This is a genomic window from Streptomyces sp. A01 (genome assembly GCF_059026195.1).
Genome location: NZ_JBWLKN010000003.1, coordinates 52,339 through 79,219, shown reverse-complemented (window position 1 = coordinate 79,219; position 26,881 = coordinate 52,339). Strand labels below are relative to the sequence as shown.

Genomic DNA, 26,881 nt, shown 5'->3' with positions numbered 1-26,881 from the left:
CGCCGCGCGGCCCCGCGAGAAGTGAGAAACCTCCCCATGGGCTCCGCCGAGCTGATCTCCCCGCGCTCCGCGCGCGTCACCGCCGCCCGCCGTCTGGCCCGCCGCGCCTTCCGGCTCAAGGAACGCCGGTTCCTCGCCGAGGGACCGCAGGCCGTGCGCGAGGCGGTCGCCCGGCACCGCGACGCCCCCGGTGGCGCGGCCGCCCCCGGCATCCTCGTCGAGGTGTTCACCACGGTCGAAGCGGCCGAGCGGCACGCCGACATCGTGGCGGCGGCCCGCGCGGCCGGTGTGCCCGTGCACACCGCCACCGACGAGGTGATCGGCGAGATCTCGCAGACGGTCACCCCGCAGGGCCTCGTGGGCGTCTGCCGCTTCCTCGACTCGCCGTTCGAGGAGATCCTGGCCGCGAGGCCCCGGCTGGTGGCCGTCCTCGCACACGTACGGGACCCGGGCAACGCCGGTACGGTGCTGCGCTGCGCCGACGCCGCCGGAGCCGACGCGGTCATCCTCACCGACGCTTCCGTGGACCTGTACAACCCCAAGTCCGTACGGGCGTCCGTCGGCTCCCTCTTCCACCTTCCCGTCGCCGTCGGCGTGCCCATCGAGCAGGTGGTGCGCGGCCTGGGCGCGGCGGGGGTACGGGTGCTGGCCGCCGACGGGGCCGGGGAGCGCGACCTCGACGGCGAACTCGACACGGGCCGCATGGGCGGCCCCACCGCGTGGGTCTTCGGCAACGAGGCGTGGGGCCTGCCGGAGGAGACCCGCGCACTCGCCGACGAGGTGGTGCGCGTGCCCATCCACGGCAAGGCCGAAAGCCTCAACCTGGCGACGGCCGCCGCCGTGTGCCTGTACGCCTCAGCCCGTGCGCAGCGCGCGCCCGGAGGGTGCCGCTCCGTCACCGCGACCTAGTAGTGTTACGCACCCGGGGGCCAGGGAGGGGGTGCGGGAATGGACGTCAGGGTTTCCGGTGGCGCGGCGGCCGCCTCTCGCTCGTCCGGAGCGTGCCTGCCCGGTGATTTCGGAACGTGGGCGCCCGATCTCGCCGCCCTGGGGCTGCACCCCGACGACCTCCCCGACGGTCTCGTCGTCGCCGACGAGACAGGCCGGGTGACCTGCTTCAACGCCGCCGCCTCCCGCATCACCGACACCCCCGCGGCCGACGCGGTCGGCCGCCAGCTGGAGACAGCGCTGCCGCTGGAGGACCTCGACGGCCGCCGCTGGTGGGCCCTCACCGACCCCTACGGCGGGCTCGCCACCCGCGTCGGCCAGCCCGAGCGGAACCTCCTGCTCCCCGGTGGACGCGAGGTGCTGGTCTCCGCGCGCTACGTCCGCACCCGGCCCACCGGACCGCTGTACCGGCTGGTCGTCTCGCTGCGCGGAACCGAGGCCCGCCGCCGTAACGAACGCAGCCACGCCGAGCTGATCGCCACCGTCGCCCACGAGCTGCGCTCCCCGCTCACCTCCGTCAAGGGGTTCACCGCGACACTGCTCGCGAAGTGGGAGCGCTTCACCGACGACCAGAAGCGGCTGATGCTGGAGACCGTCGACGCCGACGCCAACCGCGTCACCCGGCTGATCGCCGAGCTCCTCGACATCTCCCGCATCGACTCGGGCCGCCTGGAGATACGCCGCCAGCCTGTCGACATCGCCGCCGCCGTGCGGCGGCATGTCCAGGCGCACACCACGGCCGGACAGCGCCCTGACCTGTTCCTGATCAAGGTCGTGGAGCCGCTGCCCGATCTGTGGGCCGACCCCGACAAGATCGACCAGGTGCTGGGCAACCTGCTGGAAAACGCGGTGCGCCACGGTGAGGGAACCGTCACCATCGAGGTGACACCCGCGACCGTCACAGGCCAGCCGGAAGGGCACACCGTGGAGAGCGCCGCCGTGCCGAGCACCGCTGTCACCGTCAGCGACGAGGGCTCCGGCATCCCGGAGGAGTCGATCGGCCGTGTCTTCACCCGCTTCTGGCGCGGCAGCAAGCGCGGTGGCACCGGCCTCGGGCTCTATATCGTCAAGGGCATCGTCGAGGCGCACGGCGGTTCCATCACGGTCGGCCGCTCCCGCGCGGGCGGCGCCGAATTCCGATTCAGCCTGCCCGTAGGGACCCCGGCCCACCTGGCCTGACCCTCGCCCGGCCACCGGCCTCGCGACCCCTACGGGCTCCTTCGACCACAGGGGCCCCGTAGACTCGGCCCTTGGCACCTTTGGCACCAACAACGTCGGCCGAGCCACGTGTGCTCGGCAACCCACGACGGATCGAGGCGCCGAGGCGGGGCGAAGCGCAGCACAGCCAATCGGAAGCACGGGAAGAGATGTCGGCACCCAACAAGTCCTACGACCCAGTCGAGGTCGAGGCACTGAAACCGGAAGAGATCGCCCGGATGCGGGACGAGGCGCTGGCCGCTTTCGCCGCGGCCGGGGACCTCACGGCCCTGCACGAGGCGAAGGTCGCGCACACCGGCGACCGCTCGCCGCTGGCGCTGGCCAACCGCGAGATCGGCGCGCTGCCGCCGCACGCCAAGGCGGACGCGGGCAAGCGCGTCGGCGGTGCGCGCGGTGAGGTCAACCGTGCGCTGAAGGTGCGGCAGGAGGAGCTGGAAGCGGAGCGCGACGAGCGCGTGCTGGTCGAGGAGGCAGTGGACGTCACCCTGCCGTACGACCGGGTACCGGGCGGCGCCAGGCACCCGCTGACCACCCTGTCCGAGCGGATCGAGGACATCTTCGTCGCCATGGGCTACGAGGTAGCCGAGGGGCCCGAGGCCGAGGCCGAGTGGTTCAACTTCGACGCGCTGAACTTCACGCCCGACCACCCCGCGCGCGCCATGCAGGACACCTTCTTCGTGCGGTCCGAGGGTGCGCGTGCCGAGAAGGGCGCCGAGTCGGGCGTCGTGCTGCGTACGCACACCTCGCCGGCCCAGGTGCGCTCCATGCTGGACCGCGAGCCGCCCATCTACGTGGTCTGCCCGGGCCGGGTGTACCGCACGGACGAGCTGGACGCCACGCACACCCCCGTCTTCCACCAGGTCGAGCTGCTCGCCATCGACGAGGGCCTGACCATGGCCGACCTCAAGGGCACCATCGACCACATGGTGCGCGCCCTGTTCGGCGAGGGACTGGTCACCCGGCTGCGGCCGAGCTACTTCCCGTTCACCGAGCCGTCCGCCGAGATGGACATGCGGTGCTACGTCTGCCGTGGCGCCTCGGTCGGCGACCCTGACCGCCCCTGCCGGACCTGCTCCTCCGAGGGCTGGATCGAGCTGGGCGGCTGCGGAATGGTCAACCCGCGGGTGCTGACCGCCTGCGGTGTGGACCCGGAGAAGTACAGCGGATTCGCCTTCGGGTTCGGCATCGAACGGATGCTGATGTTCCGCCACAACGTCGAGGACATGCGAGACATGGTCGAGGGTGACGTGCGCTTCACCCGGCCGTTCGGGATGGAGATCTGATGCGAATCCCGCTTTCCTGGCTGCGGGAGTACGTCGACCTGCCGGTCGGCGAGACGGGCCGCGACGTGCAGGCCAAGCTTGTCGCCGCCGGGCTTGAGGTGGAGACCGTCGAGCAGCTCGGCGCCGGGCTCAAGGGCCCGCTGGTCGTCGGCAAGGTGCTCGCCATCGAGGTGCTTGAGGGCTTCAAGAAGCCCATCCGCTACTGCCAGGTCGACGTCGGCGACGCCAACGGGACCGGTGAGCCGCAGAACATCATCTGCGGCGCCTCCAACTTCGCCGTCGGCGACAAGGTCGTCGTCGTGCTGCCCGGCGCCGAGCTGCCCGGTGGTTTCGCCATCTCCGCGCGCAAGACGTACGGCCACACGTCCGAAGGCATGATCTGCTCCGCCAGCGAGCTGGGCATGTCCGACGACCACGACGGCATCATCGTCCTCCCGCCCGAGCACGAGGTGGGCACCGACGCCATCAAGCTACTTGAGCTGGTCGACGAGGTCCTCGACATCGCCGTCACTCCCGACCGGGGCTACTGCCTGTCGCTGCGCGGCGTCGCCCGCGAGGCCGCCACCGCGTACGGACTGCCCCTGCGGGACCCGGCGCTCCTCGACGTACCGGGACCCAACAGCTACGGCTACCCCGTCCAGGTCGACGACGTCACCGGCTGCGACCGCTTCACCGCACGCACCGTCGTCGGGCTCGCCCCCGAGGCGCGCTCCCCGCTGTGGCTGCAACGGCGGCTCCAGAAGGCGGGCATGCGGCCGATCTCGCTGACCGTCGACGTCACCAACTACGTGATGCTCGAACTCGGCCAGCCGCTGCACGCCTATGACCGGTCCCGGGTCGACGGGACGATCGGTGTGCGCCGCGCCACAGCGGGCGAGAAGCTCACCACCCTCGACGGCACCAAGCGCGTCCTGGACGCCGAGGACCTGGTCATCACCGACAACAGCGGGCCCATCGGCCTCGCCGGGGTGATGGGCGGCGCCGACACCGAGATCGCCGACGTCACCGAGGACCCCGCCTCCGGCGAGGCCGCCGGCACCACCGACGTCGTCATCGAGGCGGCGCACTTCGACGCCGTCTCCGTCGCCCGCACCGCCCGCCGCCACAAGCTGTCCTCCGAGGCGTCCCGGCGCTACGAGCGGGGCGTGGACCCGGATGCGGCGTCAGCGGCGGCCCAGCGCGCCGTCGACCTGCTCGTGCTCCTCGCGGGCGGCACCGCGGAGGCCGGGGTCACCGAGGTCGTGGCGCCGAGCGGGCCGCGCACCATCCGCGTCAGCGCGGACCACCCGGACCGGGTCGCCGGGGTCGAGTACGGCAGGGAGACCGTCGTCCGCCGCCTCCAGCAGATCGGCTGCGACGTCTACGGCCAGGACGAGCTCATGGTCACCACCCCCAGCTGGCGGCCCGACCTCAACGACCCCAACGACCTCGCCGAAGAGGTCATCCGTCTTGAGGGCTACGCCAACCTGCCCTCCACGCTGCCGCAGCCGCCCGCGGGCCGCGGCCTGACCGAGCGCCAGCGGCTGCACCGCAGGGTCGGCAGGGCGCTCGCCGGCGCCGGGTACACCGAGGCACTGAACTACCCGTTCACCGGGGAGGACGTGTTCGACCAGCTCGGTCTGGACGCCGACGACCCCCGGCGGGCCGTGGTGCGGCTGGTCAACCCGCTCTCCGACACCGAGCCCGTGCTGCGCACCACGCTGCTGCCCGGTCTGCTCGGCGCGCTGCGGCGCAACCACGGGCGGGGCGAGCACGACCTCGCGCTGTTCGAGACGGGTCTGGTCTTCCGTGCCGTCGCGACGCCCGAGGAGGCGGCGGCGGCCACCGTACGGCTGCCCGTCGACCGGCGTCCCACCGACGAGGAGATCGCCGCGCTCAACGCCGCGCTGCCCCAGCAGCCGCGCCGCGCCGCTGTCGTCCTCACCGGCGCGCGCGAGCGCGCCGGCTGGTGGGGCGAGGGGCGCGCGGCGAGCTGGAGCGACGCCATCGAAGCGGGCCGCACGGTGGCCCGCGAGGCGGGTGTCGAGCTGATCGTCCGACCGGACCGGCACGCTCCCTGGCACCCGGGCCGCTGCGCCGCGCTGCTCGCCGTCGTGGACGGCGAGGAGGTGCTCGTCGGCAACGCGGGCGAGCTGCACCCCCGGGTCATCAAGGCGCTGGGGCTGCCCGAGCGCACCAGTGCGATGGAGATCGAGCTGGACCGCCTTGAGCGAGCGGCTCCGGGCCCGGTGAGCGCCCCGCGCGTGTCCGCCTTCCCGGTGGCCACCCGTGACGTCGCCCTGGTCGTCGACGCCTCGGTCCCCGCGGCGGTCGTAGAGGACGCGCTGCGTTCGGGCGCCGGTGACCTCCTTGAGTCGCTGCGCCTGTTCGACGTCTTCACCGGCGAGCAGCTTGAGGCGGGCAAGAAGTCCCTGGCGTACGCCCTGCGCCTGCGCGCCGCCGACCGCACGCTGACGGCCGACGAGGCGTCCGCCGCCCGGGACGCCGCCGTGGCCACGGCGATCGAGCGCACCGGGGCGGTGCTCCGCGGCGCCTGACGCGGCACGGGCCGCCGCCTGACCGCGGCGGCCATGGCCTGAGCCGGATGGGGAGTGCCCAGCGCGACGCGCGGGGCACTCCCCATTGCCGTGCCCAGCCGGTCCGCAGGGCCGTACGGCTGTGAAAGGTGTGGCCGGACGAGCCGTGTGGGCCTTGTCGGGACCGCGAGTCGCGCGGTTGTGCGGGGGCTCGACCGCCTTCGGGCGTATGTCCAGGTGCGCGGCGAGGAGGTCGGAGCGGGCTCACTCAATGGAGTGAGATCCGCACAGCAGATAGTCATTCGAGCGGGCTTCGTCGCGACAATCGACCCGGTCGCGCAACCCCCACGTGCGAGAAACCGGGGCAGCCCGACCGCCGTCACGGGGCGTAGGGGGGCCGACGGAATGATCGGAACCAGGGCAGTGGGCGTCGCGCGGATGACGGCGTCGCGCGGCGGGCGGGCGTTGTCGCTCGCGCTGCCGGGTCTGTGGGCGCTCGGCGTGCTGCTCTGGGAACTGGCCAGCCCGTCCGGCGCGCACGTCGTGCCGCTGCTCGCCGCTGTCCCCGCGCTCGCCTGCGTGACCGGTGGCCGTCGCCGCGGAGTGGTGCTCGGCGGGGCCTGCGCGCTGGTCGCCCTGGTGCCGGTCGGCGCGGCGGGAGCGGAGCAGAGCGTGGGCGCGCGGCTCGGCACCTGCGGTGCGATCGTCGTCGTGATCGCCGTCTGCTACCTGGGCGCGCGCCGCAGACAGCGGCTGCTGCGCGAACTGGAACGGACCCGGGCCGTGGCCGTGGCGGCGCAGGCGGCGCTGCTGCGCCCGCTGCCGCCCAGCCTCGACGGGCTCGCCGTCGCCGGGGGCCAGCTGTCCGCGACCCGGGGCGCCGTGGTCGGCGGCGATTTGTACGAGGCGCTGTCCACTCCCCATGGCGTACGGATCATCGTCGGCGACGTGCGCGGCCACGGGCTCGCCGCGCTCGGCACCGTCGCCGCCGTCCTCGGCAGCTTTCGCGAGGCGGCTCATGACGAGGCCGAACTCGCGGGCGTGCTGCGCCGGTTGGAGCGCGCCCTGCGGCGCCGTCTGCGGGAGCTGGCGCTGGCCGAGCACTCGGCCCCCGGTGGGGTCGGCCCCGACCATCCGATCGCCGAGGAGTTCGTGACGGTCCTGCTCCTTGAGGTGCGGCCGGGCGGCGAGGTGATGGCCCTCAACTGCGGTCATCCGTGGCCGTTCCGGCTGCTGGGACAGACAGCGCCGCACCTGCCCGGCGCGGGGCGCCCGGCGGGGCGCGGCGGGCGGCGCCTGGTCACCCGCCGGGCGGGCCGGGCGCGGGTCCAGCAGCTGGCGCCCGGCGACAGCATGCCGCCGCTCGGTCTCTTCCCACTGCCCGACGAGCCGCGGGTCACGCGCTGCACCCGGCTGCTGCCGGGGGAGGCGCTCGCGCTGTACACGGACGGCGCCGAGGACGTCAGGGACGCGCGGGGCAACTTCTTCCCGCTGGCGCGGGCGTTGTCGGAAGCGGCGCGCGGCGGGCCCGTCAGCCCGGCGGCCGTCGTCGAGCGCGTACAGGCCGCGCTCTTGCGGCACACCGGCGGGCGGCTCGGTGACGACGCCGCGTTGCTGGTGGTGCGCAACGACCGTACGCGGGTGCCTGCTCAGACCCCCGTTCCCGTGCCGGTGAGCGACGCCCGGCTCTGGTAGCGCGGAGGCGGCCGGCAGCCGTTCACACCCCGTGTGCGGACCGCTCCGTTACGCTGAACTCACCGGACAGCCATCGGGAGGGCGGCATGGAGCCCAACACACTGCTCGACGCCGTGCTGGACGAGGTCGGCATCTCCCACGCGGCGCTCGCGGCGCACGTCAATGAGGCGGGCCGGCTGCGCGGAATGGAGCTGCGGTACGAACATACCGCTGTGGCCCGCTGGCTGAAGGGGCAGCGCCCCCGGGGGCAAGTGCCCGACCTGATCTGTGAGGTCCTCGGCGAGCGCCTGCACCGTGCGATGACCCTCGACGCCATCGGTCTGGGGACTCCGGGCAGCCAGCGCGCGGTCACCACGCCGCTGTCCGGCTTCGTCGAGCGTGCCACCGCGCTGTGGCGATCGGACGAGCAGCAGCGCCCGCACGTGGTGAAGGCGGCGGCCGTCACCGGCACCCCGGCGGTGATCCCGGTGTGGGAGTGGGAGAACCCGCCCGAGGACTCGGACGTCTCGCGCGACGGGCTCACCCGGGTCAGCATGTCCGACATCCAGATGCTGCGTGCGGCCCGCGCGCACTACGAGCAGATGTACCGCAAGGCGGGCGGTGTCGCGACCCGGGCCCGCGTGGTCGGCTTCCTGATATCCGAGACGGCCCCCCTGCTGCGGGGCAGCTACCCCGACCCCACCGGGCGGCAACTCCACCGCGCGACAGGCGGATTGGTCGCCGTCGCCGGAATCTGCGCGTACGACTCCGACGCGCACGGCCTGGCGCAGCGCTACTTCCACCAGGCGCTGCGGCTCGCGAAAGCCAGCGGAGACCGCGGACTTGGCGCGTACGTCATAGCACTGCTGGTCAACCAGTCCTTGTACATGCGGGAGCACCGGCAGGCGGTGGCCTTCGCCGAATCCGCGTTGCGCGCCGCGGGTCCCCACCTCACCCCGGCCCTCGCCGCCGATCTGTACGCCATGCAGGCCAAGGCGTACGCGCGGCTCGGCGACGGCGCGGGGGCGCTGTCCTGTATCCGGCGGGCGGAGAACGCCGCCGAGCGCATCCGCCCCGGGCAGGAGCCCGACGAGACCGGCTATGTACAGCCGGGCTTGGTGAACGTGCAGGTCGCCGAGGCGTTACTGAACCTCGGCGACCTGGACGCAGCTCGTGAACACGCCGCAGCCGCGGTCGACACGCCCGCGCACGACCGGGGCCGGGTACACCGGCTGGCGATGCTCACGCACATCGAGCTGCGCCAGGGTGACGCGGACCGGGCGGGGGCGACCGCGGTGGAAATGGCGAAGCGGGCAAGCGGAATGGAATCGCAGCGCTTACGGGACCGGCTCCGAGCTGTGCGTGAGCACCTCGTCGAGAGCGGATGCGCCGCGACCTCCGAGGCCGCCGAACTGATCGACGGGGCACTGCGCGTTCCGCTGTGAGGAGTAAGGCCGCTCCCGTCGAGTCGCTGCCTACCCGGCGGAAGGTGGCTGACCGTGCGATGGAAGAACCTCAGGGAGCAGACCGTGTACGAGAACCGGTGGTTCCAGGTGAATCTGGCCGATGTACAACTCCCCGATGGGCGCCACCTCGACCACTACCTGATCCGGCTGCGGCCCGTCGCCGTGGCCACGGTGGTCAACGAGGCGAACGAGGTGTTGCTGCTGTGGCGGCACCGCTTCATCACGGACAAGTGGGGCTGGGAACTGGCGGCGGGAGTCGTCGAGGACGGCGAGGACATCGCCGTCGCCGCCGCCCGTGAGATGGAGGAGGAGACCGGCTGGCGGCCCGGGCCGCTCCGGCACCTGATGTCCGTGGAGCCGTCCAACGGCCTGACGGACGCCAGGCACCACATCTACTGGGCCGAGGAAGCCGACTACGTCGGGCCCCCCGAGGACGACTTCGAGTCGGACCGGAGGGAGTGGGTGCCGCTGAAGCTGGTGCCCGACCTGCTGGCTCGCGGTGAGGTGCCCGCCGCCAACATGGCGGCCGCCCTGCTGCTCCTGCATCACATACGGCTGGGCTGACCCGGCCGGCAGTATCGGAGCGGGCGCGGGGGACGGGGGTGGGCGGCGCGGCCGCTGCCGCCGTCGTCCATGAGGCCTCTGGCGCCTGGTGGCCGGACTGGCCACGGGTGGCCACCGGCTGGCATCTTCGTTCGCGCGTGCGCCGTGACGCTCGTACGCGCTTGTTCCGCTCTCGTCGCGGCGGCGCGCCGCGGGCCACACTCAGTGGCCCGCGGCTTGCCATATGGCCACCGCCAGTGCGCACACTCCCGTCAGTGCGGCGAGGGAGGGCAGCGGCCATCGACCGTGCTCAAGCACCCGTACCCGCTCGGTCACATCGGTCAGGTCTCGGTCGTTCTGCTCGCTGCGCTGAGCGAGGAGGGCGAGTTGCCCGTCAATGCGGGCTACCCCGACGTCGAGATTTCGGCGGATTTCCGCGAGCTCCGCGGCTACCACGGCTTGCTCGGGCTCGGTGGACACGGTCTGTTCCCCTTCCACATATGCGTCCGTGCGGTTGTCAACGAACCGAGCGAACCACGGTAGCCAGCTGTATGGGAGCGTGTGCGCGCGGTATATGCGGGTTGCCCGCGCGCACCCCGTGTGAATGACCCTCCGTCATCACCGGGTTGACCAAGGCAGATTGACCTACGAGGTAAAGCCGGGGGCGCGTGGTCGGCGGCACTGTCGCGCTCACCACACACGGTGACCGTCGCCTCGTACCGCCCCGCTCTCTCCGCGCCCCCTTCCACCCGCCCCCGCCCGGCCCGTGGCGCGGCGCCGCCGGGCCCCGCCGCCGGTTCCGGATCAGCGGTCGCGGGCATGGTGACGGGCTGCGGTGTCACCGGCGCAGCCGCCCCCGCGCACGGGCCACCACGCCACACCACCCCCAAATCCGCTCCCGGCGCCGAGGAAACGCCCCGGAACGCCCCTGTGGCCGACCGGCCTCAGTACTGCTTAAGCTGGTGCGCCGACCATCGGAGCCCACTCGCTTGGCAGCGCCGTACGCTGCCCGCCGAGCTGGGCCCGACACGGAAGGGGGCGCGGTGCCCGAACCGCCAGGTGCCCGCTGCCGACGCCGCACCGGTCGGCGAAGAACCCGCCGTTGACGCGCCGGGGCCCGCTCCCGGCCGTTGCCGCACGGGCGGTGTCTCCCGCGGGGAACGATTCACGGCCGGCGGTCATCCTTACGGACATATCCGTACGCTGTGGCGACCTGCCTGTCTGCCATCCCACCCTTGGAGGAGTGCTATGACGGCCGCCGAGAGCTTCAGACCAGGTCCATCGCTCGGTGCTCCGATCGAAGTGGTCGGCGAACACACCGGCTGGGACCAGGTGCGCGCCGAACTGCTCGGCTCCGGGACGGTCTTACTGCACGCTCGACTGGCCGACTGGCATCCGGAGGTCTCCACCGCCGCTGAGCTGCGCGGTCTGCTGGGCAGCGACTGGACGTGCTATCTCGCGCTGGCCCACCCCGATCTGCGGGTCGAGTACGCCGCGTCCCGGATGCTGCTGAACCACGCGGCGCGGGTCGTCGTGCACGACGGGCAGGGTACGAACGAACTCGGTTACGGGCCGACGGGGCGGCCCTACCTCCGCGGCTGCGACAAGATCGACATCAGTCTCGGCCACGCCGAGGGGCTGATGGTGGTCGGGCTGACGACGCGGGGGCTGATCGGCGTGGATGTCGAGCGGGCCGACCGCAAGCTCTACGGCAACGGCCTCGGGCGGCACCTGTGCACCCCGTACGAGCTGGTCACCCTGGCCAACCTGCCGGAGCACGAGCGCAACGCCAGCCTGATCCGGCTGTGGACGCTCAAGGAGGCGTACAGCAAGGCGATCGGGCAGGCGATGAAGTTCCGGTTCGCCGAGTTCGGCTTCGCGCCCGACGGCGGCCCCGTACGGGTGCAGCGGCCGGACGGCAGCCCGGGCAGCTGCGACGAGTGGGCCTTCACCTCCGTCGTCCTGGACAGCGGATACCGGGTGAGCGCCGCCGTCTTCGACGCCGCGGCGGCAGCGGAGGAGGAGGCGGACGCGCTGCCGCACGGCCCACCGGGGTGGCCGGTCACGGCCGACGCGGGAGCCAACGCCTGAGGGCACGGCTGTGCGGCGCCGTGCCCCGCAGGGGCCGGGGCAGCGGTCCGCCCTCCCGCGCGGCACGCCCGGCCGGATGACCGGCTGTCCGCTCCGTCAGATGTCGTGCCGGTGCGCGAGCAGCTTGGACAGCGCCGCGTTGGCCCCGGCCTGGAAGCGGCTGGTGGCCTCCAGCTCTTCCATGATCTCGGCGATGTGCCTGCGGCAGGTCCGCACCGACATCCCCAGTCGGCGGGCGACCATCTCGTCCTTGTACCCCTCCGCCATCAGCCGCACGATCGATCGCTTGAGGTCGTCTGTCACCGGGTCAGACTCCACGCTTCCCAGGTGGAACGGGGTCGCGCCGCGCCACAGATGCTCGAAGACCGAACACAGGAAGGCCACCAGGGTGGGTTCGCGCACGATCGCGGCGCCCGGCTCGCGACCGACCGGATTGTGCTCGGGGAGGAAGACGACTTCCCGGTCGTAAATGATCATCCGGTCGATGACCTCTTCACTGGTGCGCAACTCGCCGCCGTGCTCGGTCAGCTCGCGTACGAAGGCGCGGGTGGCGAGGTCGGAGCGCGCCGAGTGCTGGTAGACGGTGCGCATCCGCACACCGCGGTCGAGTATGCCGAGGGAGACCTTGCGTGCCGCTGTCAGGACGTGCGCGGGCCGGGCGCCGCCCGGCTGAACGGTCAGCACCTCGCTGCGGCAGCGTTCGCTCAGCTCGTCCAGCAGCGACTGCACGGTCGCGACGTCGGAGACGACGTCGAACGCCTCCATCCGGTTCCGCTCGCGGCGCCCGTCGTAGTACGCGGGCGTCAGCGACAGCATCTGCGCCCGCACCTCGGTGACCGCGTGCTGGAGGTCCCGGATCTGGTTCTCCGCCGACCCGACCAGTTCGACGGCCGCCGCGTCGGGGCTCACCGGCACCAGCACGTCGGGGTCGCCTGGCGCCGGGTGCAGCAGGCACATCAGGCAGAGGACGCGCTCGATGCGGGCGGCCTCGTCGGCTGTGAGGCAGAGCTTTGCCGCGATCTCATGGCGGTGGAAGCGGCCCAGCTGGACCGCGTGCCGGTAAGCTGCCGCGCTCGCGTCGTCCAACTCCGCGAATGGCGGGTCGCCACTGATGGCTGCGGACATCCCCCCGCTTCCCCCTTCTTCCGCGCACTTGCTGCTCTGCAACTTTAAGTCATCGTCATTTTCTTGGTAATGCCTCGAAGCGTTGGGCAGAGTGTTGCCGTCGGCTGGCAAGTGTGTACTGCCCATCACCGTACGCGCCGGGTACGCATGAGCGACGTCAAAGGTTCCTCCATGGGGGGAAAGTGGAACTGTCCCGCGCTAATCTTGTTATCGTCAAGGTCTGTTGGTGGCTGATGCCTTGTGTCCGGTGGTGGATGGCCGGACTTGGCCCCTGCCCCGGTCGTGAACGGAGGAATGAGCGTGAGTGGCACCACTTCGGCGATCCCGATGATTCCGATGATCTACCCGGCGGCTCGCCGGGACCCCATCTGGGCCGGCTGACCCCGCGTTTGAGCACGTCAGGGCCGGTCTCTTGGCGTGAGGGTTGTTTGCTGAGCTCCGCGGTGGCAGGCTCTCGCCCCTCTTGGGGGGAGCCTGCCACCGCGTTGTTGTGTTACCGGCCAGTCGCCTGCCAAGGCTTCACGCAAGGTGACCCGTACTGCGGAGCCGTGACCATTACGGGGTGTAACTGTGCGGGTCTGCCGGGACTTGCGGGAAGAATTGATATAGCCAGGAAAAGCGGAAGTTCAATCCCGGAAATGCATCTGGGGATAGGGCTCGCATACTTTTCGGCAATCCGACTCTTTATCCACCGCGCAAAATCCGGGACGTGGGTGACCGTAGCGCGCATGAGGCGTTCGTCATCGCCCGGTCCGCATCAGGGTGCACGCGCAGGATGAAGGCCGTCCGTGCTTCGGCGTCGCGGACGGGGGCGCACCGCGCAGAAAATTCCCCTCCAGTGCGGCAATCACCATGTAATTCAACATGTGCGGATTTGGTACTCCCTTGGGGCGCGTTTGGTGACTCCTTGGTGTGGAGGTTTGCTGGATGCTGCCACTGCCTGCGGGTCGGTCGGTGGCGAGAACAGGACGGTGCGGCGGGTGGCTGTCCAGTGCCGACCGGCGGGCGGCAGGCGGGGCGGCCGTGCGTCGAAGACGCGCGGCGCGCGAAGTGGGTGTCCGCGCTCGACGCCGCCAGGACGCCGCCTGGGGCGCTCGGTGCGCACGGGAGGCGCTGGACCGCCGGTGGCGGCGCCATCCCCGAGAAGCGCGGCAAATGCTCCCTCGTGCGCGTTTGCGGCGTCGGCCGGGGAGGGGAGTGAAGCATGTCGCTGCCGGGGCTCGCGGTGTCGGATTGGGCGCTTTCCTGCGGGAGTGCGAGGTGGGCGCGGCGGGGTCCTGGCGGTCCGGTCGGGCGGCTCGGCGCGGGGCGGTGGGGGAGTCCGCGGCGGGGAGCGTGGCTGTGACAAGTGGCGAGGCGTGTCCGGAAGTTGCCATCCGCAAATGCGGCTCTGCGGCCCTGTTTCGCTGGCCATGAACCGGCCACCCGTGTGGTCCGCCCGCATCGAGGCGCGGTGCGGCAGGGAATCTTCTGCGGGCCGTGACCGGCCCGCGCTGGTCGATTCCTGAAGCCCCTTCTCTTGATCTCGGCGTTTTCAGGTCGTAATTTAATCGAGACCTGATCGAAATATGAAGGTCGGGCTATCCGGATTCCCGGATTTCCCTTCTCGCGCCGCCGAGTCATGGGGCAGCTTGTGCCAAAGACTAATCGCTGGGGTCGCGCTGGAGTGATGGCCACGAGTCCGGCGTATACGCCCGGTACGCACTCATCAACGGTCCGTGGAATATGCCCGCCGGACGCGGAGCGTCGTGGCGACGCTGAGCGACCGGTGGCGGGCTGCGGCGGAGGTCGGCATGGCGGCGTGTGCGGGGGTGGGGAAGTCCTGGCCGGAGTCGCCTCCGGCGGTCGGCGCCGAAGTGGCGGCCCCGCCCGGCGCGGGGCGTGCGAGGAGATCACCGACCGCCGGCGAGAAGCCGCGCCCGGGCCTGGTGCCTCCCACTGCGCAGGCGTCGCGGAGCAGAGAGATGCCAGGAAGGGGCGGGCAGGCGCGAACGCGTGGACAACGGCGTGCGGGCGCGCGAGGGGGCAGGACGGGGCGGACGGGCGCGGGTTGGTTGGCGGCGGCTAGACGGGGGGAGCTTGAGGCGCGCGATCGGAGCGCGGTCACGGCCGCGCGCCGGTGCGTGGTCGGACGCACTGCCGCGCTCACTGGTCCGCATGTGACCGTTGTTGCTTCTACGAGCCGCCGCGTGCCAGCGCTTGGCGGCGGCGTAGGGGGCGCGCGGCAACGCGACTGGGGTTCACCGCACTTGGCCGGTGATGCCGCGCGTGCCAAAGTGTGGATGATCGTATGGATCGCTGCGAGGCGTCGGCCGGGGGGGCCGGAACGAGACGGGTGCCGGGCGTCCAGGTCGAGGTCGAGGTCTCAGTGGGGTGAAGGGGGGCGCCATGCCGAACGGGACGGAAGGTGTACGGCCCCTGCGGCGCGTGCGGTCCGCACGGCGCGCCGAGGGGCGAAGGAGGCCGCTTCCGAGCGGTGCCCGCCCTCCGGGCCATGGCCGGATCGCGGTCAACACGGCTTCCGTAGCCCGCCGTTGGTGGCGCGCCTGCCCTGCGACGCCGTCCACGGGGCTCGACTGGCCGGCGCCGCCCGGCCCGGCGAAGGCCGTCGGCCCGGTGCGCGCGCTCGCGCCCGCCGGTGACGCCCCCCGGACAGGGGCGCGGCTTCGCCCCGCCCGCCGGTGGCGGCGCTCAGCGGCGCGGCGCGGCAGCCGCGCCACCGGCCGTGCTGCCATAGTCCCCGCTCACCCGATGAGCGGCGCCCGCTTCCAGGCGACCCGTCAGCCCGGCGCACTGTCCCGGGCCCAGCTCCTCGGATGAGCCCTTCGGCCCCGTACACCTGAAAGCGGTGTGCGGTGCGACACACCCGCTCACCGGTATCTGACGTGCGCGCGTAGTTGTTGCCTTGCAGCTTATGGACACCGGAGGGCGCCCCTTCGCTCCGTAGACTGATGCCGTTCGCGGGAAGCTTTCCTATGCGGCGTGAGGGCGCGCCTCCCGGCAACCCTGGTAGCAGGCGCGTCAAAAAGCTATGAATTCACGGGGACTTGGGGTAACCATGGCTTTGATCGATCGGAGTTTGGAACTCGAAACGCTCGATTTCGCGATCGCTGGATGCCTCTCAGGAAATTCCAGAATCGTGTTTGTCGAAGGTCCGGCAGGGTGCGGTAAGACCGAGTTCATTGAAAGTGTCACCCAACGAGCCGAGGAGTCCGGAGCCACCGTCCTGCGTGCCGTTGGCTCGTCCAGGGAGCGCGCGGTCCCCCTCGGCGCCCTCCGCCAGCTGGTCAACAGCGCGCCGCCCGGCAGCCTGCCGCAGGCGACACCCGCCGAAACCGCCGGGCTGGTACGGGTGGAGGCGATGCAGGAGTTCTGCGCGGCCCTGCACCGGCTCAGCGCGACCGCCCCGGTCGTCATCTGTGTGGACGACCTTCAGCACGTGGACGACCCGACCCTCCAGTATCTCCTCTCCACCGCGCGCCGCACTCGCTCGGCGCGCGTTCTGCTGGTCCTCACCGAGTCCCTGCACGAGCGCACCAGCGACCCCGTGTTCAGTACCGAACTCCTGCGGCTGCCCCACTTCGAGCGCGTCCGGCTGGAGCGCCTGGACCGGGCCGGTGTCGCCGAGCTTGCCGGTACGTATGCCGGACTGCCGGGCGACAGCGGCTTCGTGGAGCGCCTGGGCGCCATCAGCGGCGGCAATCCGCTGCTGCTGCGCGCACTGGTCGAGGAGCACCGGGCGACACCGGCCGCGCGGCGCCCCTCAGTGCCCTGTCCCGAGCCCGGCGGCCCCTTCACCCAGGCGGTGCTGACCTGTCTGCACCGTGGCGGGCGGGCCACCGTCAGGCTCGCTGAAGCACTCGCCGTGCTGCGGGAGGCCAGCTCCGTGGAGCGAGCGGGCCGCCTGCTCGGCATCAGCGCGGCCGTCGCCTCCCAGGGGGTGCACGCGCTCAACGCGGCGGGCATCGCCGACGGTTGCGGCTTCCGCCACCCGGCCGTGGACGCCGCCGTCCTGGGCGCGATCGACCCGGCGGACCGGCTCGCCCTGCACCGCCACGCCGCCCGGCTGCTGCACAGCGGCGGCGCGGCGAGCTCCGTCGTCGCGGGCCACCTGCTGGCCGCCGGGCACGCCGACGAGCGCTGGGGAGTCGCCGCCCTGCGCGACGCGGCCGAGCAGGCACTGGCCGAGGACGACGTCCCGCACGCGGTCGCCTGCCTGACCCTCGCGTACGACGCGTGCGCCGACGGCGAGGGCAAGGTCGCCATCAAGTCCCGGCTTGCCGCCGTCACCTGGCGGATCGACCCCTACGCCGCCGAAGAGCACCTGGCCGAGCCGCTGGCGGCGCTGCGCGCCGGCCGGATGGCCGAGGGCAGGATGGCCCCGCTGGCCCGGCTGCTGCTCACCCAGGGCCGGATCGACGAGGCCGCGGAAGTGCTCGACCGGCTGGGCGAAACGCAAGGTGACCTGGGAGTGCGTACGCCGGACGCCATCCGCGGGAACCTGCTCGGCGCGCAGTTCGGCTTCGAGGCAGCGGGGTCGCGTGCCGTGGTGTCGGTCTCGAAGGACGCCGACGGCGCCTCGACGGTGACGCTCACCGAAGGGCCCGTGGCCCGCCCCACGGCGGGGATGTGGGCCGTCCTGGGGCAAGTGGACGACGACTCGGCGGCGGCCGCCGCCGAGCGGTTCCTCCAGACAGCCGTCCTCACGGACACCACCATCGAGCCCATCGGGCAGGCGCTGCGCACGCTCGTGCACGGCGACCGGCCCGAGCGCGCGGCGCCCTGGTGCCGGTCCTTCCTTGAGGAGGCGGGCCGCCGCGGCGCCCCTGGCTGGAAGGCCGCCTTCGCCCAGGCCCTGGCGGTCATCATGATCCGCCAGGGCAATCTGCGCGCCGCCGAGGAATACGCCACGCTGACGCTCGACTGCCTGCCGGAGAAGAACGGCAGCGTCTTCGCGTGCGCCCCCCGGGCGGTGCTGATCTACACGGCCACCGCGCAAGGCAGGCACGGCGCGGCCGCCCGCCAGCTGAACCACCCGGTGCCCGACGGCCTGTTCCGCACGGTGTACGCGCTGGGATATCTGCGGGCCCGGGGCTTCTACCACCTGGCCACCAACTGTTTCCACGCCGCGCTCAGCGACTTCCTTGAGGTCGGCGGGCTCGCCCGGCGGTGGGGGATCGACCGTGCGGTCGTGGTGCCCTGGCGTTCGGACGCGGCCGAGGCGCTGCTCCAGCTCGGCGACCGGCAGCAGGCCGAACAGCTGGTGGCGGAACAGCTCGCGATGAGCGATGCCCGAAACGCCCGGGTGCGGGGCGTCTCCCTGCGGGTGCGCGCGGCGACAGCCGAGGCGAGCCAGCGGCCGAGGCTCCTGGCGGAGGCCGTGGACGAACTGCGCAAGTACGGGGACCGCTTCGAGCTGTCGCGGACCCTGACCGACCTGGGGCAGGCGTTCCAGGACGTGGGGGAGCCGGCGCGGGCCAGCATGGTGACCCGCCGCGCGTGGCATCTGGCCAAGGAATGCGGCATCGAGTCGCTGCGGGAGCGAACCCTTCCCGGCCACCATCCGCGTACGGCCCCGCCGCAGGAGGACCCGCTGTGGTCGGCGGAATCCGAGGCCGACGCCAAACTCAGCGATTCCGAGAAGCGGGTGGCCGTGCTCGCCGCCTACGGATATACGAACCGGGAGATCGCGCTGAAGCTCTACGTCACGGTCAGCACAGTCGAACAACACCTCACCCGGGTGTACCGGAAGCTCAATATCACCCGCCGCCAGGAACTTCCGATGAACCTTCAGCTGAGCATGGCCGAAATCGCCTGAGAAAGCTGACGAACACGCCAGGGAAATCCCCGGCCAGGCACCCGGAAAAGGCGCGGTGCCTGGCCAACGCGCAGGCGGGTCAAAGGCATGATGTTTTTGCCCGCTGACAACCATCGGAATGACCGGCGTCGCTGACTGTTCCGGATGTATCCGCTCGTGGGTGGTCGTGATCAGCAGGCGTCCCAGCGCCACGCGTCGCCCTCATGCACCCACGGCTGCTGCTTCCGCTCGAACTTCGGCAGGCCAACGCCGTACGAGACGCGGGCCATGTGGCCCGACAGCTGGTCCACCTTGATGTTCTTGATGGTGAGGTCGCCGTACTCGGCGTTCGCCTGCTTGGCCAGCGACTCGAACTGATCCTTCGGCAGCTCGGCGGCGCAGCGTTTTGACAGGTACTTGTGGCCTTCGGCGTCCCCGCCGAACAGGGCCCGTGTGTACGCGCGGACGTCCTTTTCCAGCGCGGTCCTCCCGTCGTCAGCGGGCGCGCTCCCGGGGGCCTTGTCCTTGTGGGCGGGCTTGTCGCCGGAGTCGCCGCTTTCACCGCCGCACGCGGTGAGGGACAGGGCGATCAGGACAGCGGTGGTGGCGGCGGTGCGGATACGCATAGGGGTCCCCGGCCGTGGTGGTGTGACGGTGTGGTGTGGGGGACACGGGCAGCGTACCGGCCATCGGGGGTGCGCCGAAGGCCCTTGACCGTACGGTGCGGGGTTCGAGTCCTTGACCGGGGGACGACCAAGGGCCGCTACCCAGTGACTGGGTAGCGGCCCTCAAGGTCGTTGCCGGCGTCGGTTTGACGCTGCCGACGCGGAGCGTTCACGCTGTCAGGAGTACGGGTAGAACCCCGACCCTGTCTTGCGGCCGAGGCGGCCCGCGTCGACCATGCGCTGGAGCAGCGGGGGAGCGGCGTACAGCGGCTCCTTGTACTCGGCGTACATCGAGTCGGCGACCGAGGCGACCGTGTCCAGGCCGATCAGGTCGGTGAGCTTGAGCGGGCCCATCGGGTGGGCGCAGCCCATCTCCATGCCGTCGTCGATGTCCTCGCGGCTGGCGATGCCGGACTCGAACATCCGGATCGCCGACAGGAGATACGGAATGAGTAGCGCGTTGACGACGAAGCCGGAGCGGTCCTGGGCGCGGATGGCGTGCTTGCCCAGCATGCCCTGCACCAGCGCCTCGGCACGCTTGATCGTCTCCTCGCCGGTGGTCAGCGCGGGGATGAGCTCCACCAGCCGCTGGACCGGCGCGGGGTTGAAGAAGTGGATGCCGATGACCTGGTCGGGGCGGGAGGTGGCGACGGCCAGCCTGACCAGCGGAATGGAGGATGTGTTGGAGGCGAGGATCGCGTCAGGCCGGGTCACGACCTGGTCGAGGACCCGGAAGATCTCCGTCTTGACCTGCTCGTTCTCGACAACGGCCTCAATGACCAGGTCGCGGTCGGCGAACTCACCGAGGTCGGTGGTGAAGCTCAGCCGGGCCAGCGCCGCATCGCGCTCCTCGGGGGTGATCTTGCCGCGTTCCGCGGCCTTGCCCAGGGAGTTGGTCAGCCGCGTACGGCCCAGTTCCAGGGCTTCGCCGGTGGTCTCCGCGACCATGATGTCCAGTCCGGAACGAGCACACACCTCCGCGATGCCCGCGCCCATCTGGCCGCAGCCCACCACTCCGACGCGTTCGATGTCGGTCACATCGTGCCTTTCGCTGATCTTCTTCGGCCGGCGGTGGCACGCCGCCCCTGGCATGTGGCACGGGGGGCTTCGGCGACCGCCTCGGCCCTGACGTTACTCCGCGCCCCGCTGTGCGCGGGGGGCCGGGGCGGGCATGCTGACCCCATACGGTGTGACGCACGCAACAGGGAAGGGGCTCCCCATGGGGCGTACCGGGAGATTAGGCCGACGCGGCTTCGCGATCGGGACGGCCGGAGCGGTCTCGGCTCTCCTGACCGGCGGTGACGCGCTCGCCGCCAGTGGCGCGGCGCCCGCGCCGGGGGCGGCCGGGCGGGGAGCGGACGCCGGGCGGCGCCGCGAGATGCGCGGCATGTGGCTCGCCACGGTCGCCAACCGGGACTGGCCGTCCAAGAAGGGGCTGCCCGCCGAGCAGCAGCGGGCCGAGCTGACCCGCTACCTCGACACGGCCGTCGAGCGGCGGCTGAACGCCGTCATCTTCCAGGTGCGGCCGACCGCCGACGCTCTGTGGCCCTCGCGGTACGAGCCGTGGAGCGAGTACCTGACCGGCGTCCAGGGCCGGGACCCGGGCTGGGACCCGCTGGGCTTCGCCGTCAGGGAGGCACACCGGCGCGGCCTTGAGCTGCATGCCTGGTTCAACCCGTACCGGATCGCGAACCACACCGACCCGGGACGGCTGATCGCCACCCATCCCGCCCGGGTTCATCCGGACTGGGTCGTTCCGTACGGGGGGAAGCTCTACTACAACCCGGGCCTGCCCGAGGTCCGGCGGTTCGTGCAGGACGCGATGTTCGACGCGGTCACGCGCTACGACATCGACGCCGTGCACTGGGACGACTACTTCTACCCGTATCCGGTGACCGGTCAGGTCTTCGACGACGACGAGGCGTACGCGGCGTACGGCAGTGGTTTCCCCGACCGGGCGGCGTGGCGGCGGAACAACATCGACCTGCTGGTGTGTGAGACGGCGGTGCGCGTCAGGAAGCTGCGACGGCGGGTGCGGTTCGGGATCAGCCCCTTCGCCATATGGCGCAACCGGGCGACCGACCCGCTCGGCTCCGACACCCGGGCCGGTGTGCAGACCTACGACGACCTGTACGCCGACACCCGGAAATGGGTCAAGCAGGGATGGGTCGACTACATCGTCCCGCAGGTCTACTGGAACATCGGCTTCGCCGTCGCCGACTACGCCAAGCTCGTCCCGTGGTGGTCGGAGACGGTGCGGGGGACCGGTGTGCGGCTCTTCATCGGGGAGGCGCTGTACAAGGCGGGCGATCTGGCCCAGCCGGCCCCCTGGCAGGACCCTGCCGAGCTGTCCCGGCATCTCAGCTTCGACGAGGCATTCCCGGAAGTGCGCGGCAATGTGTTCTTCTCGGCGAAGGAGGTCGTCACCGACCCCTCCGGAGCGATGGCCCGGGTGGTCGCCGACCACTACAAGTCCCGGGTGCGGCCGCCACGCTGAGCACGGACGCGAGTGAGCCCCCGGCCGCCGCGCGCGGCGGCCGGGGTGCTGACTGCGGGCGGCCACGCCGGGACGGGGTGGCCGCCGCGGCGGCGGTGGTCGGGTGGGGCTGCTACCCGCCGGATTCCGTGGTGTGCCGTACGACGGTGTCGGGGCCTGGTGACATCACGGTCTCGTGGCCGTCTTCGAAGCGCACGCGGTACGGGGGCGTGCCGTCCGTGCCGAGGACTTCCACGACTTCCGCGACGCGGTCGCGCTGGCCCACGATTCTGCCGTGCACCAGCAGCCGGTCGCCTACGTTCGCTTGCATCAGCGGTGGCCTCCTATCCGGTTCTCCGGAGGGGATTGCGGTCCGTGTTCGTCAGTGTACGGCTGGTCGCCTCTGAGGGAGCCTCGCCTGTCGCTGGCTCCCCGACCGGACGGCGCGGGAACCGCGTGCGACGCCCGGCAGGGCACCGGGCCAGGACCAGCCGCGCCCGGCGGCTCAACCATCAGCGGCGGGCGTCCCGGCGTCCGGGCCCGCTTCCACATTGTCGCTCCAACATGCCCCCGGCGCTCTCCCCGAACTCGTCATGTGCGCGCCCGCTGGGTCACGCCGATGCAGACCAGGACCGCGAGCGCGGTCAGTGGGGCGGCGAGGGTGAGGTGTTCGCCCAACAGGAGTACGGACCACACGAGGGTGAGCAGCGGCTGCGCGAGCTGGAGCTGGCTGGCCCTGGCCACTCCGATCGCGGCCATGCCCCGGTACCAGAACAGCATTCCCAGGAGCTGCGAGCCCGCGGCCAGCCACAGCAGTCCGGTGACGGCCTGCGCGGTCAGGTGCACCGGCTCGATGGCCAGCGCGATGGCGGCCCCCGGCACGGCGACGGGCAGGCAGCCGATCAGCGCCCAGCCCACCACCTGCCAGCCCGGCATCTCACGGGCGAGCCTGCCGCCTTCCGTGTAGCCCACGGCGCATATCAGCAGGGCGGCGAAGAGATACAGGTCGGCGCCGGTGAGCGCGCCGCCGCTCTGCTGCACCGCGAAGGTGATCACTACGGCGGCCCCGGCCAGCGCGGCCGCCCAGAACGCGGGCGAGGGCCTGGCCCCGGTGCGTACGGCGGCGAAGGCGGCGGTGGTGAGGGGCAGCAGGCCGACGACGACCGCGGCGTGCGCGGTCGAGGACGTCTGGAGCGCGAGGGTGGTCAGCAGCGGGAAGCCGACGACGGTGCCCACGGCGACGGCCGCGAGCCCCGGCCAGTGGCGGCGCGCGGGGAGCGGGACACGCAGCGCGAGCAGGAAGCCGCCCACGATCAGCCCGGCGAGCACGGTCCTGGTCGTTGTCACCGACCAGGGGCCGAGGCCCTTCAACGCCCAGGCCGTGGCGGGGAAGGTGAGCGAGAAGGCGGCCACTCCGAGGGCGGCGAGCAGCGTTCCGCTACGGGCCGCACGGCTGCCCCGCGGACTGTCACCCGTCAGCCTGGCGCCACTGCGCGGCGCGCCGTCAGGGCGCGTCGGCAGCACGTCACCCGGCGCGGTGCCCGTGGGCGCCTGACCACGGCTGACGGTGGGCGAAAGACCGGGCGCCGCTGCGGCGCCGCCGGTTCCCGGGCCGTCGGCGAGGGCGGGGGCCGGCAGGTCCGTATCGGTGCCCACCGCTATCGCAGACGAGGGAGTAGCGCTATCTTGTGCTGTCATGTACGAGCGTAGCAGCGTCGCTGATCTGGCCAACATCCTCCGCCTGGAGCTCAACCGCTACTCTCCAGGTGAGAAGCTGCCGTCCAGTCGCTCCCTTGTTGAGCAGCATCGGGTCAGCCCTGTCACCGTCTCGCGCGCACTCGCCGTCCTCGCCGCCGAAGGGCTCGTCGTCACCCGCCCCGGGGCGGGTGCCTTTCGCGCCCAGCCGCCCGGTGGCGGCGGCTCGGGCGCACTGCCGCGCACCGGGGACACCTCATGGCAGGAGGTCGCCCTCAGTGCCGAAGCCGCCGTCGACGCGGTGCCGCGCTCGGTGGACGCCTCCGGCATCCTCGCCACGCTCGCCGTCCCGCCGCCCGACGTCATCGAGCTCAGCGGGGGCTACCTGCACCCCTCCCTCCAGCCCGAACGCGCTCTGGCCGCGGCCCTCGGCCGCGCCGGGCGGCGGCCGGGAGCCTGGGGACGGCCGCCGATCGACGGGCTGCCGGAGCTGCGGGCCTGGTTCGCCCGCGAGATCAGCGGGCAGCGCGGCGGCATCGGCCCCGCCGACGTGCTGATCACCTCCGGCGGCCAGAGCGCTCTGACCACGGCGCTGCGCGCGCTCGCCGCGCCCGGCACGCCCGTGCTGGTCGAATCCCCGACGTATCCCGGCATGCTGGCAGTCGCCCGTGCTTCCGGCCTGCGACCGGTCCCGGTGCCGATGGACGCCGACGGCGTACGGACCGATCTGCTCGCCGACGCGTTCCGGGCGAGCGGTGCCCGCGTCTTCGTCTGCCAGCCGCTGCTGCAGAACCCGACGGGCGCGGTGCTGAGCGAGGAGCGGCGCGCCGAGGTGCTGCGGGTGGCGCGGGCGGCCGGCGCTTTCGTCATCGAGGACGACTTCGCCCGCCGCCTCGTCCACGAGGACGCCCCCGCGCCGCCGCCCACGCTCGCCGCCGATGACGTCGACGGCACCGTGGTCCACGTCTGCTCGCTCACCAAGGCCACCTCGCCCAGCCTGCGGGTCGGCGCGCTCGCCGCCCGTGGGCCGGTGTTCGACCGGCTCCGCGCGGTCCAGGTCGTCGACAGCTTCTTCGTGCCGTGGCCGTTCCAGGAGGCGACGCTCGAACTCGTCGGCTCACCCGCCTGGCCCCGGCATCTGCGCACCATCGCCGCCGAGTTGCGGCAGCGCCGCGAAGCCCTCACCACGGCCTTGCGGCACGAACTGCCCGCCGTCGGCGAGCCGCGGATGCCGCCCGGCGGCTTCCATCTGTGGCTGCGGCTGCCGGACGGAATCGACGACTCCGCCGTCGCCCGAGCCGCGCTGCACGCGGGCGTCGCCGTCGCCTCCGGCAGGCCCTACTTCGCCGCTGAGCCCCCCGCCCCGCACCTGCGGCTTTCCTTCGCCGGGGTGGCGGGCCACAGCGAACTCGCGGAAGGCGTACGGCGGCTGCGCACCGCGTACGCGACGACACCGGGCGCGGGGCCGGGGTGATGCCATCGGGCGCGACGGCGCCGGGTTGACGGGGCATCGGGCGCGACGGCGCCGGGCAGCGAGGCCGCGACCGAGGACGGGGTTCACCGGAGCCCGGGGCCCGGGGCCCGGCCGGGGTCAGGCAGCCGCCCAGGACGGGTCGCGGCCGCTGAGACCGATGAGCTGGTCGAGCTCCGGCGCGTCGGCGGGGACCTTCACGGGCGGGCCGAACAGCCCACTGGTGTCCGCCTCGGCATCCGCGTCCTCCCCGGCGCCCGCCTCAGCGTCCGGCGGAGGGGCCTGCGCCAGGAACTCCAGGCACGTCCGTACCGAAGCCGGGCCCGGGTCGAACGGCTGCCCGCTGGCTCGGGCGATGTCCCAGCCGTGGACGGTCAGTTCGTTGAGAGCGACCAGCCCGGCCACCTCACCGGGCAGATCGACACCACCGGCCTGCGTCATTCCCTCCCAGGCGGTGGACTCCCGCCACGCCTCGGCGAGCGCGATGAGCTGCTGGGAGATCCGGCCGCGCCACCCCTCGCCCAGCTCCGTCGCGTCACCGGAAGGGCCTTCCGTGCCCGTTGACGCCAGATCCTTGACCGCCGCCGCGGTAAAGGCCAGGCACAGTCCGCCGACGTGGTCGATGAGGTCCCCGAGCGCGTACGCGGGACACGGCGTGCGGACGCTGAGCTGATCATCGGTCACCCCGCCGAGCAGGGCGGCCATCTGGCGGGCAGCCGGCCCGAGGTCGGGCCTGGTGGTGGTCATGGTGGGCTCCTTGAGTACCTGTTACGGGCGCTGGGACGAAAGGGCACGGCGCGGGTGCCCCGCGCGTCACCGACCGCTGAGCCACCGCTCCTCACATTCTGGAGGCGACCACTGACAATCGCCGTTCCACCGCCCCGCGTACGGCAGCCGGCCGCGCTGCTCCTTCCGGCGCACGGCTCTGCCCAGCGGCGGACGGCTACCGTGTGTCCATGCCACACGCCTCCGCGCTCCTCATCATCGACATGCAGAACTCCCTGATGGGCATCGCGTACCGAGCCGCCGAGACCGTCGCCGCGATCGCCGGACTCCGCGAACGCGCCAAAGCCGCAGGCGTTCCGGTCGTGACGGTCCAGCACCAGGGCGACGGGCTGGAGCCCGGTACCGAGGGCTGGCGGATCGTGCCCGAACTCGCGCCCGCCGCCGACGAGGCGGTCGTCCACAAGACAAGCGCGGACAGCTTTCTGGACACCGACCTCGACAAGACCCTGAAGGCGCTGGGAGTCACCGAGGTGGTCGTCACCGGGTTCGCGACCGAGATCTGCGTGGAGACCACGGCACGGCAGGCGCTGAGCCACCGGTACGACCTGGTGCTGGTCGCCGACGGGCACACCACGTCCGACCGCGACGGCACCGGCGCGTATGCCTCGCCGGAGCAATCGGTCGCGCACCACAACGAGATCTACCGGCACATCGACTTCCCCGGGCGGAGCATCCGCGTCCTGCCCGCGTCCGCGGTGGACTTCGCCGCTGCTTAGACCGTCTCTGGGGGCACGCGAAAACTCATGTGCCCACGCCACCCACATCGCTTATGGTCCGGGGATTCGTGGCGGGAGCCCCGGCGCGGCCGGGGGACGGGACCACGACGTGGAGGGTACTTGTGCGCTACCGCGAGCTGGGACGCAGCGGACTGTCGGTGTCGGAGATCGGTTACGGCGCGTGGGGCATCGGTGAGTCCGGCTGGGTGGGCGCCACGGAGGACGAATCCGTACGCGCGCTGCACCGTGCCATCGACCTGGGCGTGAACTTCGTCGACACCGCCCGCGGTTACGGCGAGAGTGAGCGCATCGTCGGCCGGGTCGTCCGCGAGCGGGTCGGCGACGAGGTGCGTGTCGCGCAGGTCCCCGCGCCCCTGACGGGGCACTCCTCCGCGCTGGGTCAGGGCTCCG

19 protein-coding genes and 1 pseudogene are annotated in these 26,881 nt (G+C 72.1%); 13 read left to right on the top strand and 7 right to left on the bottom strand.

The genetic code is table 11. The features are described from left to right. Positions 1–36: 36 nt before the first annotated feature. The 7 genes from AC5P1B_RS04780 to AC5P1B_RS04750 all read left to right on the top strand — a co-directional run bounded on the left by AC5P1B_RS04780 (position 37) and on the right by AC5P1B_RS04750 (position 9,669). Entirely contained in the window at positions 37–909 is an 873-nt protein-coding gene (locus AC5P1B_RS04780; protein WP_493884942.1) for a TrmH family RNA methyltransferase, read from the top strand. Positions 910–948: 39 nt separating this feature from the next. Next, on the top strand, positions 949–2,127 hold the full coding sequence (locus tag AC5P1B_RS04775; protein WP_493884940.1) for a sensor histidine kinase: 1,179 nt from the start codon (positions 949–951) through the stop codon (positions 2,125–2,127). 188 nt (positions 2,128–2,315) lie between these two features. Then, positions 2,316–3,449 carry a phenylalanine--tRNA ligase subunit alpha gene (pheS, locus tag AC5P1B_RS04770; protein WP_493884938.1) on the top strand — a complete coding sequence of 378 codons (1,134 nt, stop codon included), beginning with the start codon at positions 2,316–2,318 and terminating at the stop codon, positions 3,447–3,449. Beyond that, positions 3,449–5,986, top strand: a complete 2,538-nt coding sequence (pheT, locus tag AC5P1B_RS04765) for a phenylalanine--tRNA ligase subunit beta (protein ID WP_493884936.1) — start codon at positions 3,449–3,451, stop codon at positions 5,984–5,986. Before pheS ends, pheT begins: the two co-directional genes overlap by 1 nt. A 384-nt stretch (positions 5,987–6,370) precedes the next feature. Next, positions 6,371–7,660: a PP2C family protein-serine/threonine phosphatase gene (locus tag AC5P1B_RS04760; protein ID WP_493884934.1), complete on the top strand. Its 1,290-nt coding sequence runs from the start codon at positions 6,371–6,373 to the stop codon at positions 7,658–7,660. Between the two features lie 86 nt (positions 7,661–7,746). Then, positions 7,747–9,084 (top strand): NsdA family TPR-like regulatory protein, encoded by a 1,338-nt coding sequence (locus AC5P1B_RS04755; RefSeq protein WP_493884932.1) that lies wholly within the window; start codon positions 7,747–7,749, stop codon positions 9,082–9,084. Between the two features lie 54 nt (positions 9,085–9,138). After that, a complete protein-coding gene (locus AC5P1B_RS04750) occupies positions 9,139–9,669 on the top strand; it encodes an NUDIX hydrolase (RefSeq protein ID WP_493884930.1) in 531 nt (176 codons plus the stop codon). 201 nt (positions 9,670–9,870) lie between these two features. Here the strand turns inward: AC5P1B_RS04750 and AC5P1B_RS04745 are convergent, their stop codons facing one another. Continuing rightward, positions 9,871–10,128: a hypothetical protein gene (locus AC5P1B_RS04745; protein WP_493884928.1), complete on the bottom strand. Its 258-nt coding sequence runs from the start codon at positions 10,126–10,128 to the stop codon at positions 9,871–9,873. Between the two features lie 768 nt (positions 10,129–10,896). Here AC5P1B_RS04745 and AC5P1B_RS04740 point away from each other — a divergent pair. Further along, positions 10,897–11,739 carry a 4'-phosphopantetheinyl transferase family protein gene (locus AC5P1B_RS04740; protein ID WP_493884926.1) on the top strand — a complete coding sequence of 281 codons (843 nt, stop codon included), beginning with the start codon at positions 10,897–10,899 and terminating at the stop codon, positions 11,737–11,739. A gap of 96 nt (positions 11,740–11,835) precedes the next feature. Here AC5P1B_RS04740 and AC5P1B_RS04735 read toward each other — a convergent pair whose 3' ends face one another. Beyond that, complete coding sequence (locus tag AC5P1B_RS04735; protein ID WP_493884924.1) at positions 11,836–12,864, bottom strand: LuxR C-terminal-related transcriptional regulator; 1,029 nt, start codon at positions 12,862–12,864, stop codon at positions 11,836–11,838. A 3,031-nt stretch (positions 12,865–15,895) separates the two neighbouring features. Between AC5P1B_RS04735 and AC5P1B_RS04730 the strand changes: the two genes are divergently transcribed. Then, positions 15,896–18,682, top strand: a complete 2,787-nt coding sequence (locus tag AC5P1B_RS04730) for a helix-turn-helix transcriptional regulator (RefSeq protein ID WP_493884922.1) — start codon at positions 15,896–15,898, stop codon at positions 18,680–18,682. A 170-nt stretch (positions 18,683–18,852) separates the two neighbouring features. On the opposite strand, the gene AC5P1B_RS04725 is transcribed toward AC5P1B_RS04730, so the two are convergent. Together AC5P1B_RS04725 and AC5P1B_RS04720 are read right to left on the bottom strand one after the other, a co-directional pair. Next, positions 18,853–19,287, bottom strand: coding sequence for a hypothetical protein (locus tag AC5P1B_RS04725; RefSeq protein ID WP_493884920.1), 435 nt, complete (start codon positions 19,285–19,287; stop codon positions 18,853–18,855). A gap of 216 nt (positions 19,288–19,503) precedes the next feature. Beyond that, entirely contained in the window at positions 19,504–20,364 is an 861-nt protein-coding gene (locus AC5P1B_RS04720) for a 3-hydroxybutyryl-CoA dehydrogenase (RefSeq protein WP_493884918.1), read from the bottom strand. A 181-nt stretch (positions 20,365–20,545) separates the two neighbouring features. Between AC5P1B_RS04720 and AC5P1B_RS04715 the strand changes: the two genes are divergently transcribed. Further along, positions 20,546–21,823, top strand: coding sequence for a glycoside hydrolase family 10-like protein (locus AC5P1B_RS04715; RefSeq protein ID WP_493884916.1), 1,278 nt, complete (start codon positions 20,546–20,548; stop codon positions 21,821–21,823). A gap of 112 nt (positions 21,824–21,935) precedes the next feature. Here AC5P1B_RS04715 and AC5P1B_RS04710 read toward each other — a convergent pair whose 3' ends face one another. Beyond that, a complete protein-coding gene (locus AC5P1B_RS04710) occupies positions 21,936–22,133 on the bottom strand; it encodes a DUF1918 domain-containing protein (protein WP_493884914.1) in 198 nt (65 codons plus the stop codon). Positions 22,134–22,393: 260 nt separating this feature from the next. Then, complete coding sequence (locus tag AC5P1B_RS04705) at positions 22,394–23,500, bottom strand: DMT family transporter (protein WP_493884912.1); 1,107 nt, start codon at positions 23,498–23,500, stop codon at positions 22,394–22,396. On the opposite strand from AC5P1B_RS04705, the gene AC5P1B_RS04700 reads away from it, so the two are divergent. After that, a complete protein-coding gene (locus AC5P1B_RS04700) occupies positions 23,499–24,971 on the top strand; it encodes an aminotransferase-like domain-containing protein (RefSeq protein WP_493884910.1) in 1,473 nt (490 codons plus the stop codon). The two genes, AC5P1B_RS04705 and AC5P1B_RS04700, sit on opposite strands and share 2 nt — an antisense overlap. A gap of 117 nt (positions 24,972–25,088) precedes the next feature. On the opposite strand, the gene AC5P1B_RS04695 is transcribed toward AC5P1B_RS04700, so the two are convergent. Then, positions 25,089–25,715 (bottom strand): TIGR03086 family metal-binding protein, encoded by a 627-nt coding sequence (locus AC5P1B_RS04695; RefSeq protein ID WP_493884909.1) that lies wholly within the window; start codon positions 25,713–25,715, stop codon positions 25,089–25,091. A gap of 209 nt (positions 25,716–25,924) precedes the next feature. Here AC5P1B_RS04695 and AC5P1B_RS04690 point away from each other — a divergent pair, with 209 nt between their 5' ends. Together AC5P1B_RS04690 and AC5P1B_RS04685 are read left to right on the top strand one after the other, a co-directional pair. Next, a complete protein-coding gene (locus tag AC5P1B_RS04690; RefSeq protein WP_493884908.1) occupies positions 25,925–26,470 on the top strand; it encodes a cysteine hydrolase family protein in 546 nt (181 codons plus the stop codon). Positions 26,471–26,592: 122 nt separating this feature from the next. After that, a pseudogene (locus AC5P1B_RS04685) lies at positions 26,593–26,830 on the top strand (aldo/keto reductase); the annotation flags it as partial. Between the last annotated feature and the right edge of the window lie 51 nt (positions 26,831–26,881).